Raw genomic sequence first — 18,048 nt, 5'->3', positions numbered from 1 at the left:
TCTCACCGTAATTTCCTGCCTGTCTCGACGAATACGCTCCGGCTGGACGGGCGCGGTGGCCATGCTGTGGGGCGTTTCTCGGATCGGCCATTTCGGAGCGGCGCGGGCCGGTTACCCTGCAGACTTGGATTGCGGCAAGGCATAATGGCAACTACAGTTTCGCGTTGCTGCCGGTCGCGCGCCCTGTTGCCGTGATCGTTGCGATCTGCGCCACGCTCGGGCGAGAATCGCGTGGCACCGAATTTGCTGCATCGGCGTCCTCATTCAGACGCCGACACCGCGGGTCGCGGCACGCCAAGGGCCCGTGTCCAATCCATCGAAGGGGAATAACAAATGTCGAGAGCTTTCCGGTTTTCCGCGGTCCTGCTTTGCGCGGCCAGTCTTTTGGGTGTCGTCGGCACGGCGGCAGCTCAGAGTTCTTCCAGCCAGTCGGCGCAGGACAACGTCAAGATCACGCACTACAACGACTGGGAAGTGCGCTGTCCGAAGTCGGGTAATAAGAACGAGTGCGAGATGACGCAGCTGGTCAAAAGCCCGGATTCCGGCAAGCCGATCATGCGCGTAGTGATGGGGTATCCGCCGCAGATTGATACGGCGGCCATGATTTTCATTCTGCCGCTGGGAACCCGTCTGGCGCCGGGCGTACAGCTGAGCGTGGACGGCGACCAGCCACGCCGCTTCCCCTTTCAGATTTGTCTGGAGCAAGGCTGCCGCGCCGATTTCCCGATCAAGAATTCGTTGCTGAACAAGCTCAAGCACGGGCATACGGCGCAGGTGACGATCGTGGGCCCGAAGGGTGACCAGATCAATCTGAAGGTGTCGCTGTCGGGCTTCACCGATGCGAACAACGCCATCGCGCATTAATCGTTAAGCGCACACGACGCTTACAGGCGCCGATCGGAGTGTCCGGTCGGCGTTTTTTTATGTCCGACGCAAATGATGGTCGAGCGCCGCTTCCAGACTGGCCAGCAGTTCCGGCAGCCTGGCGGCAAAGCCCGGATACTCGGCCAACACGGCATCCAGCGATCCCGACAACGGGTTACGTCGCGTGGCACGCCGCCCGACCACGGTCAGGGCGCGTTCGATACCGGGGGCTTCGGCATAGCCGGTCAGCATGGCCGAAAAGCCGCCCACGGGCGGCGGCTGGAAGGACGTTGTGGTGGGCCATTCGTCGACGACACGACGGGCGGCCCGGGCCGCGAATTGTTCGAGCGGCTCGCTACTGTAATGCCGCCAGTCGCATGCGAGCGCGTGATCGAAACCGATATCGACAATGATGCCGGCATAGCGGCGAAGCGGGGGCCGGAACCGCTCGCGTAGCGCACGGTGAGCGGGGTGGGCATCACTGGTGGAGTCGATGGTGCGATGTAGTCGAATGCCCCGGCTGATCTCGGCGTCAAACGGCGTGTGGTCGAGCCTGCCTTTAACCAGGTCGCCGAGAATCTGGCCGGCGGCCGAGGTGCCGGTTCGCTCGGCCAGCCAGAGATGAGCCAGCAAATTCATGAGCAATCGCGCCCGTCTTGCCCGATCTCGCGCTGGTAGTAGGCGACGTCGTGGGCACGACCGAACTTGTATCCGGCGGCTTCGATAACGCCGATACGCCGGAAGCCGAGCTGTTCGTGAAAACGGACGCTGACCGGGTTGGGCACGGTGACTACGGCGATCGCCATGCGGCGCCCCTGATCGGCGAGTATGGCGAACAAAGCGTGGTAGAGGCGGGCGCCCAAGCTGCGGCCTCGAGCGGCCTGGTGCAGATAAACCGATACTTCGACTGTTCCTCGGTAGGCTTCGCGACTGCGAAACTCGCCAGCGTAGGCATAGCCTAGACACTGGCCGTTGCATTCGGCGACCAGCCAGGCATGGGTGGCATCGATGACGAGCGCGCGTTGGGCCATGGTGTCACCGTCTGGCGCTTCGTATTCAAACGAGATAGCGCTGTCGGTGACGAACGGCGCATAGATCGCCGACAGTGCGGGGCCATCGGTTGGGCGAACGCGGCGTATCGTCGTGGTAGCCCGCTCAGGGGGCGATACAGATGTCATGGCGCGTTATATGTTTAAGAAATCAACGGCGCCCGTTTCAACCGAGTATTCGGCGCCGACCACCTTGAGGTCGTCGGTCTCGATGAGGTGTTCGAGGATCGCCGAGCTGTGCCGCAGTTGATCGACCGATTTTTCGATATTCGCACGTACCGCCGCAGCCGCCAGGGCCACGCGGTCATGACGTAACTCGGTGCCGAGCAGGACATCGACCGACGGCCGGACGCGATCTACGATCGCTCGTAGATTGGGCGACTGTTTTTCGCGGGGCTGTTGCAGCTGATCCAGGGTTGCCTTGATCGCGCCACACTGTGTGTGGCCGAGCACCACGACGAGCCGCGTGCCGAACATTTCCGCGGCAAACTCGATGCTGCCGATCTGGGACGGGGCGACAACGTTGCCGGCGACACGAATGACGAACAGATCGCCGAGCCCCTGGTTGAACACGATTTCAGCCGGCACGCGCGCATCGGAACAGCCCAGAATGATGGCGAAGGGTTGTTGTTTCAGACCGAGTTCGGCGGACGCGCCAAGGCCGGCCAGCGTTTTGGAACCCGCGATATGTTCGACGAAATCCAGGTTGCCTTTTTTCAGCCGAACTAGCGCGTCGTCAGCAGAAAGCATGGGCTAACGGCCCTTTGATCGTGTAATGGACAGGCATTGTGCCACGCCCGACTCAAGCACGCCCCGCGACGTCATCAAACGGTCATGCCCAGGGCCTATTTTAATCGGCGGCATCGCTCGCCAGACAAGCACAAGCAACTTGGGGAAGTCTCATGTCTTACCGTCAATGGACGGCGTTGATCGCCGCCACCGGTCTAATCGCCTTTGCCGCGGGGTGTAACGACCACAACAACAAGAACACATCAGCCAGCAACGACAGTTCGGATACCACGGCCACACCGATCCAGCATGTGGTCGTCATCTTCCAGGAAAACGTGTCGTTCGATCATTACTTCGGGACCTATCCGTACGCCACGAACCCGAGTGGCGAACCGCAGTTCACGGCCGCTTCCGATACGCCCACGGATATCGATAACTACACGCTGGAACTGTTGAACAACAATCCAAATCTGAATCCGGCGAACGGCAGTGGCGCGAGCAACCCGTTCCGACTGGATCGCAGCCAGGCGCTGACGGCCGACCAGGATCACAACTACGAGCCAGAGCAGATCGCGTTCAATAATGGCGACATGGATCTGTTCCCGAGCTCGGTTGGCAAAGGCGGCCCGCCGCCGGACGTGCAGAACGCCACGGCTACCCAGAACACCGGTCTCACCATGGGGTATTACGACGGTAACACCGTCACCGCGCTCTGGAACTACGCCCAGCGCTATGCCATGAGCGACAATTCCTACGACACCAATTTTGGCCCGTCGTCGCCGGGCGCGATCAATCTGGTTTCCGGTCAGACCAACGGCATCATCCAGATGTCGCCGGCCGACAATACCTACGGTTACGTGGCCGACGGCAACGGCGGCAAGACGTTGATTGGCGATCCGGATCCGCTGGGTGATGTCTGTTCGGGCAACACACAAGTGCGCATGGGCGGTCGCAACATCGGCGACATGCTGAACAAGGCCGGGGTGACCTGGGGCTGGTTCGAAGGCGGGTTCGATCTGACGGTGACCAACAGCGATGGCACGACCGGCTGCGATCGCAGCCATCAGACCAGTGTGTCGACTACAGGCAAAAACACCAATGGTCCGGTGACCTCGGCCGATTACATCCCACATCACGAGCCGTTCCAGTATTACTCGTCCACGGCCAATCTCGACCACAAGCGGCCGTTCAATGTGGCGTCTATCGGGCATACCTACGAGGTCGACAGCAACGGCAAAAAGACCGACACCAAGGACCCGGCCAATCATCAGTATGACAGTCACGATTTCTTCGATGCGGTTAAGGCGGGTAACTTCCCGGCCGTGAACTTCCTCAAGGCGCCGGCCTACCAGGATGGCCATGCCGGTTACTCGGACCCGATCGACGAACAGGATTTCATCGTCAAGGTGGTCAATTTCCTGCAGCAGCAGGGCGAGTGGAAGCACACGGCCGTGATCGTCGCCTATGACGACTCGGACGGCTGGTACGACCATCGCTACAGCCCGAACGTGAACCCGTCGGCGAGCATGCAGGATGCGCTCAACGGCACGGGCACTTGTAACGCGGGTGGCAAGGACTCGGTACAGCGCAGCCAGCCGCTGGACGGCATTGATGGGAAGCCGGCCCAGGGCCGCTGTGGTTACGGTCCTCGGCTGCCGCTGCTGGTGATCTCGCCCTGGGCCAAGCAGAACTTCGTCGACCACACGGTCACCGATCAGACGTCGGTGATGCGCTTCATCGAAGACAACTGGCTCGGCGGCCAACGCCTTGGCCAGGGCTCGTTCGACAAGATCGCCGGTTCGCTCGACAACATGTTCGACTTCGGCGCCAGCAGCGCGCCGAACGCCAGCACGCTGTTGCTCGATCCGAATACCGGCGAGCCCAAGAGCAGCTGATGTGGCTTGGGGCGCCGGCATGGGTGCCGGCGCCCGGCCGCTTTTTTGCGACGTCCGATCGGGTCACCGGCGGACGTCTTTACGTTTCAGCGCCTCGGTGAAACGCGAGATCAGGAACCGATCATGACGATATCGCGACGACATTTTCTGCGTATGGGAGCGGCTGGTGCCGCCACGGCGGGTATCGGCATGCCCGCTCTGGGTTGGGGCGACGAAGGGCGCAAATCACCCCAGGCACTATCGATGGACCCGCGAACTCTGGCGCGATACGTCGATGCGCTCCCGGTGCCGCCCAAGGCGGCACCGACGCGACAGTGGCCGCTACCGGACGAGCACGGACAACGCATTCCGCACTATCGGGTCAGCATGAACGAAGCCGAAGTGCAGGTGCATCGCGACATGAAACCCACCCGAATGTGGACCTACGACGGCAGTCATCCCGGGCCGACCTTCGACACGGTGTCCGGCCAGGCGATATCGGTGGAATGGGTGAACAACCTGCCGTCGGAGCATTTTCTTCCGGTCGACTATACAGTTTGTGGCATGAAGCCGGGTGCGCAGTCGGTACGCAATATCGTGCACGTGCACGGCGGGCGGACGCCTGCGGCCAGCGACGGTTATCCCGAAGACTGGTATCCGCCCGGCGAATCCAAGACCGCGCATTATCCGAACGGGCAGGAGGCCACCACGCTCTGGTATCACGACCACGCCATGGGCGTATCCCGTCTCAATCACTATGCCGGCATGATGGGGGCGTTTCTCATTCGCGATGAGGTGGAGGCCGCGCTTGGATTACCCAATGGCGATCAGGAAATCCCGCTTATCATCTGCGATCGCTATTTCAGCCCGGAAGGGCAACTCTATTATCCGACCTCGGGCATCCCGGGGCATCCGTGGATTTCGGAGTTTCGCGGCAACGCCATCATGATCAATGGCAAACTCTACCCGTATCTTGAGGTCGAGCCGCGTAAATATCGATTCCGGGTGGTCAACGGCTCGAATCAGCGCTTTCTGCGTCTCGCGCTGGGTGGAAAGCGCCCGTTCCATCAGATTGGTAGTGATCAAGGTCTGCTCTCGGCACCGGTGCCGATGACCGAAATCCTGCTCGCGCCGGCCGAGCGGGCCGACTTGGTCGTCGATTTTGCCGACTGGTCGCATCAGACGTTCACTCTGACCAACGACGGACATGCGGTCATGCAGCTGCGCGTGGGGGGCAAAACGCATCGAGATCGATCGCAGATGCCGTCGACGTTGCGCCCGGTGCCGCGCATACCGGAAGCCCAAGCGGTGCGGACCCGGCACCTCACGCTCAACGATTACATGCGTCCTACGGGCGACTCGATGCTCATGCTGCTCAATGGCACCCGCTGGTACGCGGAGCCAACCGAAGACCCCGAGCTCGGCAGCGTCGAGATCTGGAATCTGATCAACCTGACCGAGGACACGCATCCGATTCATTTGCATTTGGTGCGCTTTCAGATACTGGATCGACGACCGATCGACATGTATCTCTACGAAAACCACAAGAAACTGCGTTATGTCGGTCCATCACAAGGGCCGGCAGCGAATGAGGTCGGTTGGAAAGACGTCGTGCAGGCGCATCCCGGCTCGGTGACGCGCATCATCGTACCGTTCGACGGATATCCGGGGCGCTATGTCTGGCATTGCCATATTTGGGAGCATGCGGCCAACGAAATGATGCGCCCATATATTGTCCGACCGCCGGCGGCGACCTGAGCGCGCCGTCGGTCACCGCAACAGGGCGGGCCGGTTGCGAGCCGGCGCCGCCCTGGGTGCTATCGATCAGTCGCGGGCACCGACCGGCGCCACGACGCGTCCGAATGTGGCGTTGACGACTTCGGCAAAGCTGGTGTACATCGCCGATGCGCCGCACAGGATGCCGACATAGCCGCCCGCAGTGCCGATGGCCGATGCGCCGAACGTGTCGCCGATACCCAGCAGTAAGAACGTAATCCAGAGCGTGAGAAAAACGAACCACAAGGCGCGGTTCAGACGGAAAGTCGCGATCCACATATAGAAGGTAAAAACGCCCCAGAGAAGAAGCGCGACCCCGATGGTGGGGCCAGCCGCACTGAGATCGAGCAAACCATTGCCCGAAAACAACAGCAACATGGCGAACCACCACCAGAAAGCGCCGTAACTGAGAAAAGCGACCAGCCCGAAGGTATTGCCGGTTCGAAACTCGAGAAGCCCGGCAATAAGTTGAATCAGCCCGCCATAGGCCAGCGCCAGTGGAATGACGACGGCTTCGCCTCCACTCGGCAGAATATGGGCGTTGATGAGACTAAGCAGAACTGTCGTCAGACCGAACCCGACAAGGCCCAGGGGGCCGGGGTTGGCCAGGGGTTTCATCTGAGCGTCGGACATGAATTTCTCCTCCCCAATTGGAATTGTGCTTTTGGGAATTTGAGATTATCAGCAGCGCTCGTGAAAAAGATGACGACTTTCGTTGCACACAGCACGAATTCGGCTGTGGCGTGCCTCACGCCAAAGTTGGGGCGCCGACTGGACGCCTGGAGATCGGCCGATCAACGCACCCAAGCGCGCATTGGGTGCCGTTAGTCAGCTCCGTGCAATTCGGGATTGAAAAAATAACAAAACCGTGAACGTATCGAGAAACGCCGTCATGACGGTGATTGCAGCCGATTTGAGCGCGACGGCCGTAGTTTCTGATTCGATTGGCTAATTGCCAAATACGCGCGCTTGGCCAATACTAAGCACTAGACGATCTGGTTGTGCCCAGCGTCGTCTATGGTCCTGGCATTGTATTTGCGTACTGTCAGGCTGCAACGTGTACTGACGGCGTGCGGCGTTTAGTCTGAGGCTAAACGGCCGTCAGTGAGCGGTTTGTGACGTGCTGGCGGCTTCCTGTCCCGGAAGCCGCCTTTTTTATTTGCGGCGTACGACGTCAGTTTCAATCGCTGGCTTGTTGGCCATTTTGTTTGTGTAACGTCGTACTAGAAAGCAGGGCTGGTACCGCCAGCCATGTTATTGGCCCGAGCGCATGTGTATGGTCGCTTCATGACTCGGGATGGCGCTGATCATAGCCGCGGCTACCTGAACGGCACCTTGCAGCTCTCGATCGTGCGTCCCGGTACGTGCACGTACCGCCGTAACCCGGGTTGTCGCGCGCGTCGAATCGGGCTCGACATTGCGTGCTCGCGCCTAGCCAAAGCTGGCGGTGGCCCTTCGCATCACACGATACCGAAGAAACGCACCACCGGGTCGGATGCCAGCAGGGGCGCCGTGGCGTCCTTGAACGGTTGATAGTGCGGCATACGGGTGTGCGCTTCGAAAGCCGCCCGATCGGTATAAGCCTCGTGCAGCACGACGCTGTTCTCCGTGGACTCCGGCACCAGAATATCGAACTGATGGCAATCCGCTTCATTGGCCAGTGATTGGCGCGCGTCCTCGCGGGCGTGCTTGAGAAACGCATCACGTTGACCAGGCTTGAGAGCGAACTCGGCGATGACGACAAAACCGGGTTGAGCGGTCATGAACTTCTCCTTGATGGACGATGCGGCCGCGTCCGACACGCCGGTACGGGTAGGCCCCTTATCTTGACCCACCGCTGGCGGATGCCTACAAAAGACGAGATCAGAGGACGCAATCGGCCCGGCCGCGATGAGGCCGCCATAATGGAGGAGCTGGACATGCCCCACAACATTCTCATGCCGCGGATCATGGAGGTCGGCGGCGGCGCGCTCGACCGGCTCCCCGGTGTGCTTGCCGCGCTCGGTGTACAACGCCCGTTGATCGTCACCGATCGCATGATGATGGAGTTGGGCTATGTCGACCGGGCCCAAGGATTGCTGCGCGACGTGGGCATGGTATCCGATGTGTTCGCCGACACCGTGCCCGAACCCACCGAGCGATCTATCACAGCCGGGGTCGAGAAGATGCGGCAGGGATTGGCCAACGGTCAGGGCTTCGACAGCGTTGTTGCGATCGGTGGTGGTAGTCCGATCGATTCGGCCAAAGCGATCGGCGTCCTGGCCCACTTCGGCGGCGAAATCCGTGACTACAAATTTCCGCATCAGGCGGATCAATCCGGGCTGCCCTTGATCGCCATCCCGACCACGGCAGGGACCGGTTCCGAATGCACGCGATTCACGATTATCACCGATGATACGGTCGACGAAAAAATGCTTTGTGTCGGTGTCGGTTTCATGCCGACGGCCGCGATCGTCGACTATGAACTCAGTCTGTCGGTGCCGGCGCGCGTCACCGCCGATACCGGTATCGATGCCTTGACGCATGCCATCGAGGCTTATGTCAGCCGCAAGGCCAATGGGTTTTCCGACCAGCAGGCACTGGCGGCGATGCGCCTGATCGGTCCGAATCTACGGATCGTTTATCACGAGCCGGACAATCGCGCGGCGCGCGAAGCCATGATGCTCGGTGCCAGCCTGGCCGGATTGGCCTTTTCCAGCGCTTCGGTGGCCCTGGTGCATGGTATGAGCCGGCCGATCGGGGCGTTTTTTCACGTGCCACACGGGCTGTCGAACGCCATGCTACTGCCGGCGGTGACGCGTTATTCGATCGAAGCGGCACAGCAGCGATATGCGACCTGCGCCCGTGCCATCGGGGCCGCGAATGCCGCTAACTCGGATGCCGCAGCGGTGCGATTGCTCGTTCGAGAACTGCTTGCTCTGAACACGGAATTGGAAGTGCCCGGGCCAGCGGCCTACGGAATTTCGCGGGACAAATGGCAGGCGGCACTCGATACCATGGCCGAACAGGCGCTGGCTTCGGGCTCGCCCGGAAACAATCCACGTGTGCCAGACGCCGGGCAAATCGTGGCGCTATACGAAACGGTTTGGCATCAGCGCATGTAGACGATATGTCGCGCCTATTCGGAGGTTTTGACCACCGACGCGAAGCGGCGGCCGCTATTTCGCTGCAAGAAAACCGCGCCCGGGCAGGGCGCGGTGTCGGGGCTGTCGAGAGCTATGGTGCTTACTGTGGCGTCATGAACGACTGAATGCGCTTGGTCAGTTCCGGATCTTTCTGCGCCTGTTGCGCGATACGGTTGTATTGCTTGGGCGTCAAACCGCTGTCTTTAACAGCCTGGACCATGGCCTTGTTTTCTTTTTTCTGAGCGGCTTTCTTGTCGTCCGCTTTTGCGACCTTGTCATCCCATTTCTTGATGACCGCCTGAACATTCGCCTGGGCCTTGACGAATTGCTTGAGTTGCTTGTCGGTAAACGGATCCGCCGACTTTGCCTTGGTACTGGCGCTAGCCGCCGCACTCGGGTTGTCGGCGGCCAGCGCCGGCAAGGCAAATAGCGTGGTGGCGCCCAGTACGAAAGCAATGGCCGTGCGACTCTTGATGAACTGCATCCTAGCTCCTGTTAAGAAGTGTAGTTCCGGATGGGTGTATCGATCTTGCAGGATCGAGGCCAGTTTGCTGGCTACCGCGGTGCGGTCCTGAACGCTTTCAATCGATACACGAGTCTAGCTACGAGCGCTTTGCAGATTCTGAACGAATGCCGCCGTGCTCTGCTGAGGCGCGAACAGGCGGTTGTAATGTTTCTGCATCCACGGCCCCAGAGCCGGGGCGTTGTCGCGACCCAGCAATTCGGCTAGCGCGTCGATGTGTTCGCCGCCGCCGCGGGCAGCTTCGCGCCGTAATTGGGCCATTTCCGAGCGGACGTAAGCGCGTGTTTGCGCCGCGCGTGCGCTCTGTGGCTGGCCCCGGGACGCATTGGTGCTGGATCGGCTCGATACCGATATGCCGTGTCCCGCGGTTTGTAACGCGTCGGCCGTCGTGTTGGTCGTGCTGGTGACGGCAGCGCAACCGGTTATTCCGAAGACGGCGACGAGGGCGGCAAGGCCGAGAGGTTTAACCATGACGTATTCCGGGAAGAGCAAATGGCACAGGCGGGGCAAGCCCCCCGTGTCGTCTAACCGCCCGAATAGGACATATTCGACCGATCGTTGTCGAGCATGACGTCTGGCCGCGCTCTCTCCAAACACAGGCGTGCGATGCAGCGTGATTCGATGATCGAGACCCGGAAAGAGTCGGGCGCCGGTCGAATCAGCGCGTCGAACCGGGGCTGGCAACGGTGACGCCGGCAACGCGTTCGATGGCAGTCGCGGCGTGCATCAGTCGCGTTTCCAGCGAGCCGCTGACCTCCACGAACGGCAAATTGCGCGCGATCAGAGCCTGCCGCCAGATTTGCCGACAACGTTCGCGTTCGGCGGTACCCGGAAAACAGCGTTGCCCGTCGTCCACGAATTCGACATCGGTATCGCAAAGCAGGTAAAGCGCATAGTTTGGCGCGCGGCGTTCCGCTTCCCGACGCACCCAATCGGGGCAAGCACCGGGAAACAGAAGATCTGCCCAGATTGTGTTAGTGATCAGCTCGGTGTCACAAATGACGATCGAATCGGCCCGAGCGGCTGCGGTTTCCTCGTTTTCTATTTGGCCTTTGGCGATGGCGCCGAGATCCTCGTCGCGAATGACGCCGTTATGTTCATCCCAGAAGCAACGCACGTATTCCGGGGCCCAAGGCGCGGCGAACAGGTCGGCCAGCCGGCGTGCGAGGGTGGTTTTGCCGGTCGACTCGGTCCCGAATACGGCAATGCGCGCGGTCACGCGGGCGCGTCCTGCCGGTAGCTGATCGACCACGAACGCAGGCCAATGAAAGAGAGCACCAAGTAAAGGCTATACAGGAATACGAACCAGTACAGCCCGATGGCGGTATACACGGCTAGGCCGGCGATATTCACTACAACCCATCCGCCCCAGGCCTCGATCTTTTTGCGCGCCTCGAGCCATTGCGACAATACGCCGAACGCGGCGATGAAAGCATCGCGCCACGGCATAGGGTCGCCGAGCCGAGCGAGCAGGGCCCCCCAGCCCGCGGTCGCGATCAGGCCCAGCGTAATCAAACCGACGAGTTGCGTTGTACCTAGCCGGGTCACCGGCAGACGCGAACGGCGGTGATTAGGGTGCGTCCAGCACCACCAGCCATACACCAGAGCAATGAAATAAACACCCTGGAGCGACATATCGGCATACAGCCGTTGTCCGGCAAAGACGATAGCGGCGAGCACCACCTGTACCAGCCCGATCGGGAAATTCGCGAGACTCTGGCGCGTCGCCAGCCATACCCCCAACAAGCCGAGCACGGTGGCCGTCTGCTCGATCCAGGACGCATCGAAGAAACCGTGCCAGAGGGCGTCGAGAAAAGCGCTCATGACGCAGCGCCGAAGATGGTGTGCAAATGTTTCATGGCCATTCCTACGCCGGTACTAACCGGATCAGGTACGAGGGCCTGCAACTCGTCGATGGCGAGCAGTGTCGCGAAACGCAGGCCCCAGGGTCGTCCGCTTTGTGCGGACCTCTCAGCCGTTTGGCTCCCCTTGGACACCGGTCATGCTAGTCGTCGTCGCTGCGCCTTACAAGCCCGTGCTTGACCGCCGCGGCAAGCGGTTTAGCATTAGTCTCACCAACGTCCATCGGGCCGAGCATGTCTCGACACACTGTGGTACTCGGAGCCGGCATGGTCGGCGTTAGCATTGCCTGGCATCTTCGCTTGCGCGGCCGCGAGGTCACGCTTGTCGACCGACGCGAGCCCGGTCGCGAAACATCCTATGGTAATGCCGGGCTTATTCAGCGCGAGGCGGTCAAACCGCATCCGTTTCCGCGTGATCTGTCCGATATCTGGCGCGTCCTGCCCAACCGCAGCATCGATATTCGCTATCGCACCGGCGCCATGTTCGCCGAAGCGAATCCGCTGTGGCAGTACTGGCGGTATTCGGCGCCCAAGAGTTTTGCGCGCATCGTGCCCGAATATGCGTCGCTTATTCAGCATTGCACGACCGAACATGAGGTGATGTTCACCGCGGCCAACGCCGAACATCTGATTCGTCGCGACGGCTGGCTGCAGGTGTTTCGCTCGAGCGATACCTTCCAGGCCGAGCTCGCCCAGGCCGCCGAGTTCCGCGAGCGATTCGGGGTGACGTTCGAGGCGCTCGACGCCGCCCAGTTGCATACGATCGAGCCGTCCCTTGGTTCCTGCGCTATTGGCGCCATTCACTGGACCAATGCCTGGTCAGTGGTTGATCCCGGTGCTCTGGTACAAGCCTATGCGGACGATTTCGTCGCCCGCGGTGGGCGTATCGAAAAAGCCGAGGCTCGCAGCGCCGAGCCTTCGGGCCATGGCTGGCGTCTCGATACCGATCGCGGCGAACATCGGGCCGACGACCTCGTGCTGGCCACCGGGCCGTGGTCGCCGGTCTGGCTCGACCGGCTCGGCTACCGCATGCCGATGTTCGTCATGCGCGGTTATCACATGCATTACGAACCGGCCGAGGGCAGGGCGCTCAACTATGGCGTGATGGACTTTGAGAAGGGCTATCTGCTTACGCCGAAACGGGCAGGTCTGCGGCTGACCACCGGCGCCGAACTTAATACCATCGACGCGCCGGCACGTTTTGGTCAGCTGTCGGCGGCCGAAGAGGCGGCCCGCGAAATGTTCGCGCTTGGCGCACGTAAGGAGGCCGAGCCGTGGAAGGGCGCGCGGCCGTGCTTGGCCGATATGAAACCGGTCATCGGGCCCGCGCATCAGCATGAAAACCTGTGGTTTGCCTTCGGTCACGGGCATCAAGGGTTCACACTAGGGCCGACGACGGGCCGTCTGGTCGGCGAACTCATGGACGGCGAGCGTCCGATCGTGGATATGAAACCGTTCCGGAGCGACCGGTTTTGAGCGCGACGGCGGTCATGATACCTAGCTGCTCGCGAAACCAAGTCGGTCGTCACGCCATCTTCATGGCCGTGATTGACCCGGCGAGGACATGAATTCAGGCCACAAGAGCGAGTATCGTCTCGGTAAAAGCGAGTTCTTAAATTTGAATTTGCGATAAGTAATCTATATGAGCGTAACCGATCCGCATCGACTTCCGTCTTCACATATCGACATCGGTGGTGTCGCGTTGCCGCGCGAGCAATTGGCGAGCGTTCTCCCGGATATCGAGCGCTTCGAAGCACATCTGACCGATGCGCTGGCCGTCGATTCGCATATGAGCAATGGCGATGGCAGCGTGCCGTCCTATGTGCAGAAATGGTCGGAAGAACGTCTCGCCCATGTCGTCGCAACGCTTAAAGAGCTCGGCAGCCTGCGCGAGCAGCTGGGCCAGCAGAAAATCGGGCCAGCTACGCCTGGCGGCGAGGGGCCGAAAATGGACGACAAACCCAATTAGCAGGGCAACACGGTCGGCGTGGTAACAAACTTGGCAAGATGAAAGTTTGGTAATTCAGGCATAAAAATCGACCCTACGGGGCGAAATTGCAATTTACAGGCGTACGCCTCTATTATCCGCAGCCGTTTCCCGGCACGGCTGCTCAGTGATTACGACCGTTCGTTACGCCGTCGGCAGCGTTATCGTCGGCATCATCGTGTTTCTGCTGAAGTACGTGGCATACGCGGTCACGGGCAGTGCCGCGCTGTATTCCGACGCGCTCGAGAGCATCATCAATATCGTGGCCGCCGGCGCCGCAGTTGTCGCGCTTCGCGTCAGCGCGATGCCGGCCGACGAAAATCATCCGTACGGTCATCACAAGGCGGAATATTTTTCCGCCGTGCTCGAAGGCGTGCTGATCGTGATTGCTGCGCTGGCAATATTTCGTGAAGCGGCGCAGACCTTCTTCGAATTACATACGCTCAATGCGCCACTGCGTGGGCTTCTGCTTAACGCGGCGGCCACCGTAATCAATGCCGTATGGGCGGGGGTTCTGGTACGCCAAGGCAGACGAGTGAAGTCGCCAGCGTTAGTCGCCGATGGACGCCACCTGTACGCGGACGTGGTGACATCGGTCGGCGTTTTTGCCGGTGTCGTGCTCGTCGGTCTCACCGGGTGGCTATGGCTGGATCCGACGATCGCAATTCTCGTGGCAATCAATATCCTGTGGTCCGGCTGGCAACTCGTGCGGGAATCCGTGGGTGGCCTGATGGATGAAGCGGTATCCGAAAACGAACTCAATCGAATACGGACCGCGATCTTTCACCATTCGGAGGGGGCTTATCAGGCCCACGATCTACGGACACGGCATGCCGGCCGACGGACGTTCATCGATTTTCATCTGGTAGTGCCCGGTAACATGTCGGTCGATGAAGCCCACGTCATCTGCGACCGGCTTGAAGCCGCAATCGAAGATGAGGTCGCTGACAGTACGGTAACGATTCACGTCGAGCCAGAAGACAAGGCCAAGGTCTCGAACGTCTATCTGCCGCAGTAGTGACGCAGTCTTGCGGCATTCAGCAGTGCGGAACGAAATCGGTCATAACATAATTTAACATAATATACATTATGCACAGTATCGGACGCGGCTGAACTCGTCGGCCTCGGTGCTCGATCGAGTCTGGTTGCGGCCGGATCAGATTACGACGTTGCTGGAGATCTCGCCGGCGACGCTCTACCGCTGGCGATCCACCGGACGCATGCCGCGTGCGGCGTTTCTGGTGCTCGCCTCGGTGGCCTCCGGTCTGCCGGTGCTGCCGTCGCGTTCGCATCAGTGGTCCGGGCATCGGTTCGGTCGCGATGGCGCGCTGTACACGCCCACGGGCTACCCGATCTATCCGGCCGATCTGTGGCTGTTCGAGTTCGCCCAGCGCAACGACGGATGCCTGGAACCCGCGAAGCGCTGAGCGAACCATGCGACGAACAGCACCCATGATTTCGGTGTCACTGCCGCCTGTTCGAGAGCTCACGGGCTGGAACTGTTGAGGCGACACTATCAACAACCTGGCGCGCCTCAGGTTGAGCTAAGCGCGAGCTCGACTACTTCAAAACGACGCCTGTATCAATGTAATGCTGGTAGCGGCGACAGGCGTCACCAGCTCCCGAAATCGTTGTCTGCGTCGGCGTAGCGCTGGCATTACGAGTCCACTCATCACAGAGAAAACGAAGCCGCTTTCCGGTCTTCGTGTTTTGACGGTCGCTGGCATTGATCTCGGCACGATCCGACGAGACCTGCGCGTTCGAGGATATCGTTGCCGGCCCGGGTGACGACGATGAAGACACGGAGCCGACGATCTCGTCGAGATGGGAAGTCACCGCGCCGAGCCAGAGCATGGCGGCGAACCACGAAAAAAGCGAAAACACCAAAAGGCCAAGGAATACGCCGGCGGCTACCGACAGGGTCAATCTGAAGTAGTTCGGTTCCATGCGAGCCCCCTATCGTCCATGGAGCTGGAACGTACCCGTTTTTGGAGACGAAAATCAGCTTCACAGACGGCAACACGCTACAGCGATGAGCGAAGTGGATCTGCGCCAAGCCAACTAGGGCGTGTTGTCATGAGATACACCGCCGCACCCGCGCCCGCGAGGTGGCAAGACAAGGCATCGTGAGCGTCGCGTGGCCCGGCCACGTGAGCGAACGATAACGCCGGATTGCCGCCTCACGGGCACGGGCCCTGCGGGTGAGGCCCGCCCACCGCGCCAGGCGGCGTTGCATGCCTTGACCGTGGGGCCCGCCACGCTCGGCGGCATGCGCCTTGCCTGACACGATGGGCGGACCTCATGCGGTGGCGTCTCTCATGACGACACGCCCTAGTGCAGGCGAAAATGCTCGATGAACGCCCGTAGCAAGCCGAGCTGGCGTACCGACCGCGGGTAATACAGACAAAAGCCCGGCCGCGTCGGCGTGAATGTTTCGAGTACCTGGACGAGACTCCCGCTCTCAAGTTGCGCCTGAACGCCCCGCTTTAGCGACCAACCGATGCCCAGCCCCTGGCGAGCCGCGGCGACCACCGTTCTCAGGTCGTTGAATATCAGCCGCCCGTGCGGCTCGACCGCGAATTCGCCCTCCGACGTCATGAATCGCCATTCGGCCATGCGTCTCGAGGTCGATCGCCGGTGCCTGATGCAGTCGTGATCGAGCAAATCCCGAGGCGTCGCCGGCACACCGTTGCGTTCCAGGTACTGCGGCGATGCGACGTATGCGCCCGGTTCCGACTCGGACAACCCGACTGCGACGTGCGTGTCTTGCAGATAATCGCCTAGTCGTATGCCGGCATGGAAACCGTGAGCTGCGAGATCCACCAGAGCTTCGTCGATCGTCAGGTCTAGCTCGATCCTGGGATAAGCCGCCTGAAACGCATCGATCCGCGGCGCGATGATGAGCTGCCAGGCGCGAAACGGCAGCGTGATCCGCAACCGCCCTGCCCGTGCCCGGCGGACATCGCGCACCGCTTCGAGCGTTTCCTCGACGGTATTCAGTAGATGGGCGCTGCCGTCGTAAACGGCCCGGCCCGCATCCGTCAGCGTCAAGGCGCGTGTTGTGCGGAGGAACAACGGCGTGCCAAGACGGGTCTCGAAGGCCTTCAATTGATGCGATACCGCAGGGGGATTGACGCCGAGCACGCGGGCGGCCGCTCGTAATGAGCCTTGATCCGCAATCGTGACGAATGTCTGCAGCGCCGCGAGATCAGCTCGATCCATTGTTCGAATTTTTCGAAGAGTGTATTGCCACTGTAGCGCCTATGCGCATGTCATGCGCTCTGGAACGCTGGGTTCATCCGCTCTATCGCACCGAATTATGTCGTTTCCCGCAGTAAAGCCACGCTCGACGACCGTGGGCATCATGACGATTGTCGCCACCGTATTCGGCATGGCTCTGGCTGATGCGTTTATAAAAAAATATAGCATTGCCATGACGTTATGGCAGATTTACGTTCTACGGTCAGCGTTTGTACTGCCGGTTTTGTTGATCGCGACCCGCGGACGCATCCGAGTGCCCGGCCTGGGTTGGATCCTGTTGCGCAGCATGCTGCTCGCATTGATGTATCTCGCGATGTACGCCGTCATCTCCTGGCTGAAACTATCGGTGATTGCGGCGTCGATCTATACCGCCCCGCTATTCATCGTGACCTTGTCCGCCCTACTCCTGCGCGATCCCGTCACGCCACGCCAGTGGGTCGCCATTCTTATCGGATTCTTGGGTGTACTGTTGGTCGTCGAACCCGGCGCCTCGGCGTTCCAACCCTTGGCCCTGGTCCCGCTTGGCGCGGCGTTGTTCTATGCGGTGGCTGCGGTCGTCACCCGGGCTCGGTGCCGCGCTACATCGGCGGCTACTCTAGCGGTCTGGTTGAATTTGAGTCTTCTGCTCTGGGGAGCGCTGGCCAGCATCCTGATAGCGAGCACCAAAGTCGGCTCCGCGTTGGACTACCCGTTCCTTTTGGGCCACTGGGGCACCATGAGCCCCGGTGAATGGCGCACGATCATCGTCCTGGCGCTACTGATGATCGGTATCAGCGTGGGCCTTGCACGGGCCTATCAGTCGCCGCGGCCGCAGGTCATTGCCGTGTTCGATTACAGCTTTCTGATCTTCGCGGCGTTCTGGGGCTATATATTCTTCGATGAAATCCCGAATCCGCCGACTCTGATCGGCATGGTTTTGATTGCATCGGCCGGCTCGCTGGTTCTGAGAGCCGACGCGGCGAGCACCGAGGCGCGTTAGTGTGCAGGCCCAACACCGC

Annotated in this window: 20 protein-coding genes; 9 read left to right on the top strand and 11 right to left on the bottom strand. The window is 60.7% G+C overall.

Annotation, left to right across the window (positions count from 1 at the left end; translation table 11 throughout):
- Positions 1 to 333 precede the first annotated feature (333 nt).
- Positions 334 to 864 (top strand): invasion associated locus B family protein, encoded by a 531-nt coding sequence (locus C41B8_RS02670; protein ID WP_037333575.1) that lies wholly within the window; start codon positions 334 to 336, stop codon positions 862 to 864.
- Positions 865 to 921: 57 nt separating this feature from the next.
- Here C41B8_RS02670 and C41B8_RS02665 read toward each other — a convergent pair whose 3' ends face one another.
- From C41B8_RS02665 to C41B8_RS02655, 3 genes are read right to left on the bottom strand one after another with little or no spacing between them, the layout of a single operon-like run.
- Positions 922 to 1,503, bottom strand: a complete 582-nt coding sequence (locus C41B8_RS02665) for an acyl carrier protein phosphodiesterase (RefSeq protein ID WP_051882835.1) — start codon at positions 1,501 to 1,503, stop codon at positions 922 to 924.
- Positions 1,500 to 2,042, bottom strand: a complete 543-nt coding sequence (locus C41B8_RS02660; protein WP_084188403.1) for a GNAT family N-acetyltransferase — start codon at positions 2,040 to 2,042, stop codon at positions 1,500 to 1,502. Before C41B8_RS02660 ends, C41B8_RS02665 begins: the two co-directional genes overlap by 4 nt.
- A gap of 6 nt (positions 2,043 to 2,048) precedes the next feature.
- Positions 2,049 to 2,663: a carbonic anhydrase gene (locus tag C41B8_RS02655; RefSeq protein ID WP_037333572.1), complete on the bottom strand. Its 615-nt coding sequence runs from the start codon at positions 2,661 to 2,663 to the stop codon at positions 2,049 to 2,051.
- Between the two features lie 152 nt (positions 2,664 to 2,815).
- Here C41B8_RS02655 and C41B8_RS02650 point away from each other — a divergent pair, with 152 nt between their 5' ends.
- On the top strand, positions 2,816 to 4,537 hold the full coding sequence (locus tag C41B8_RS02650; protein WP_037333569.1) for a phospholipase C: 1,722 nt from the start codon (positions 2,816 to 2,818) through the stop codon (positions 4,535 to 4,537).
- Between the two features lie 123 nt (positions 4,538 to 4,660).
- A complete protein-coding gene (locus C41B8_RS02645; RefSeq protein ID WP_037333565.1) occupies positions 4,661 to 6,274 on the top strand; it encodes a multicopper oxidase family protein in 1,614 nt (537 codons plus the stop codon).
- Between the two features lie 66 nt (positions 6,275 to 6,340).
- On the opposite strand, the gene C41B8_RS02640 is transcribed toward C41B8_RS02645, so the two are convergent.
- Together C41B8_RS02640 and C41B8_RS02635 are read right to left on the bottom strand one after the other, a co-directional pair.
- A complete protein-coding gene (locus C41B8_RS02640; RefSeq protein ID WP_037333562.1) occupies positions 6,341 to 6,925 on the bottom strand; it encodes an acetate uptake transporter in 585 nt (194 codons plus the stop codon).
- 827 nt (positions 6,926 to 7,752) lie between these two features.
- Positions 7,753 to 8,055, bottom strand: coding sequence for a putative quinol monooxygenase (locus C41B8_RS02635; RefSeq protein ID WP_037333876.1), 303 nt, complete (start codon positions 8,053 to 8,055; stop codon positions 7,753 to 7,755).
- Positions 8,056 to 8,211: 156 nt separating this feature from the next.
- Here C41B8_RS02635 and C41B8_RS02630 point away from each other — a divergent pair, with 156 nt between their 5' ends.
- Entirely contained in the window at positions 8,212 to 9,396 is a 1,185-nt protein-coding gene (locus tag C41B8_RS02630) for an iron-containing alcohol dehydrogenase (RefSeq protein ID WP_037333872.1), read from the top strand.
- A gap of 121 nt (positions 9,397 to 9,517) precedes the next feature.
- On the opposite strand, the gene C41B8_RS02625 is transcribed toward C41B8_RS02630, so the two are convergent.
- The 4 genes from C41B8_RS02625 to pnuC form a co-directional block, all read right to left on the bottom strand.
- Positions 9,518 to 9,901, bottom strand: a complete 384-nt coding sequence (locus C41B8_RS02625; protein ID WP_037333559.1) for a DUF4168 domain-containing protein — start codon at positions 9,899 to 9,901, stop codon at positions 9,518 to 9,520.
- Positions 9,902 to 10,015: 114 nt separating this feature from the next.
- A complete protein-coding gene (locus C41B8_RS19955) occupies positions 10,016 to 10,411 on the bottom strand; it encodes a DUF3015 family protein (protein WP_084188402.1) in 396 nt (131 codons plus the stop codon).
- 187 nt (positions 10,412 to 10,598) lie between these two features.
- Entirely contained in the window at positions 10,599 to 11,159 is a 561-nt protein-coding gene (locus C41B8_RS02615; protein WP_051882833.1) for an AAA family ATPase, read from the bottom strand.
- Complete coding sequence (gene pnuC / locus C41B8_RS02610; protein ID WP_051882831.1) at positions 11,156 to 11,764, bottom strand: nicotinamide riboside transporter PnuC; 609 nt, start codon at positions 11,762 to 11,764, stop codon at positions 11,156 to 11,158. Before pnuC ends, C41B8_RS02615 begins: the two co-directional genes overlap by 4 nt.
- A 272-nt stretch (positions 11,765 to 12,036) precedes the next feature.
- On the opposite strand from pnuC, the gene C41B8_RS02605 reads away from it, so the two are divergent.
- From C41B8_RS02605 to C41B8_RS02590, 4 genes are all read left to right on the top strand, one after another.
- Positions 12,037 to 13,278 (top strand): NAD(P)/FAD-dependent oxidoreductase, encoded by a 1,242-nt coding sequence (locus C41B8_RS02605; protein WP_037333553.1) that lies wholly within the window; start codon positions 12,037 to 12,039, stop codon positions 13,276 to 13,278.
- Between the two features lie 166 nt (positions 13,279 to 13,444).
- Positions 13,445 to 13,771: a hypothetical protein gene (locus C41B8_RS02600; protein ID WP_037333550.1), complete on the top strand. Its 327-nt coding sequence runs from the start codon at positions 13,445 to 13,447 to the stop codon at positions 13,769 to 13,771.
- Positions 13,772 to 13,916: 145 nt separating this feature from the next.
- Complete coding sequence (locus C41B8_RS02595; protein WP_037333547.1) at positions 13,917 to 14,807, top strand: cation diffusion facilitator family transporter; 891 nt, start codon at positions 13,917 to 13,919, stop codon at positions 14,805 to 14,807.
- A gap of 109 nt (positions 14,808 to 14,916) precedes the next feature.
- On the top strand, positions 14,917 to 15,216 hold the full coding sequence (locus C41B8_RS02590; RefSeq protein ID WP_037333545.1) for a helix-turn-helix transcriptional regulator: 300 nt from the start codon (positions 14,917 to 14,919) through the stop codon (positions 15,214 to 15,216).
- A gap of 133 nt (positions 15,217 to 15,349) precedes the next feature.
- On the opposite strand, the gene C41B8_RS02585 is transcribed toward C41B8_RS02590, so the two are convergent.
- Together C41B8_RS02585 and C41B8_RS02580 are read right to left on the bottom strand one after the other, a co-directional pair.
- Complete coding sequence (locus C41B8_RS02585) at positions 15,350 to 15,736, bottom strand: hypothetical protein (protein WP_037333542.1); 387 nt, start codon at positions 15,734 to 15,736, stop codon at positions 15,350 to 15,352.
- Positions 15,737 to 16,120: 384 nt separating this feature from the next.
- Positions 16,121 to 17,011: a LysR family transcriptional regulator gene (locus C41B8_RS02580; protein WP_037333540.1), complete on the bottom strand. Its 891-nt coding sequence runs from the start codon at positions 17,009 to 17,011 to the stop codon at positions 16,121 to 16,123.
- On the opposite strand from C41B8_RS02580, the gene C41B8_RS02575 reads away from it, so the two are divergent.
- Positions 16,971 to 18,029, top strand: a complete 1,059-nt coding sequence (locus C41B8_RS02575; RefSeq protein WP_198025014.1) for a DMT family transporter — start codon at positions 16,971 to 16,973, stop codon at positions 18,027 to 18,029. The genes C41B8_RS02580 and C41B8_RS02575 overlap by 41 nt on opposite strands.
- The last annotated feature ends 19 nt before the right edge of the window (positions 18,030 to 18,048 follow it).

The sequence above is a fragment of the Salinisphaera hydrothermalis C41B8 genome (genome assembly GCF_000732535.1).
GTDB classification, from domain to species: domain Bacteria; phylum Pseudomonadota; class Gammaproteobacteria; order Nevskiales; family Salinisphaeraceae; genus Salinisphaera; species Salinisphaera hydrothermalis.
Note: the sequence above shows the minus strand (reverse complement) of the source record. Positions and strands in the feature narration are given on the sequence as shown.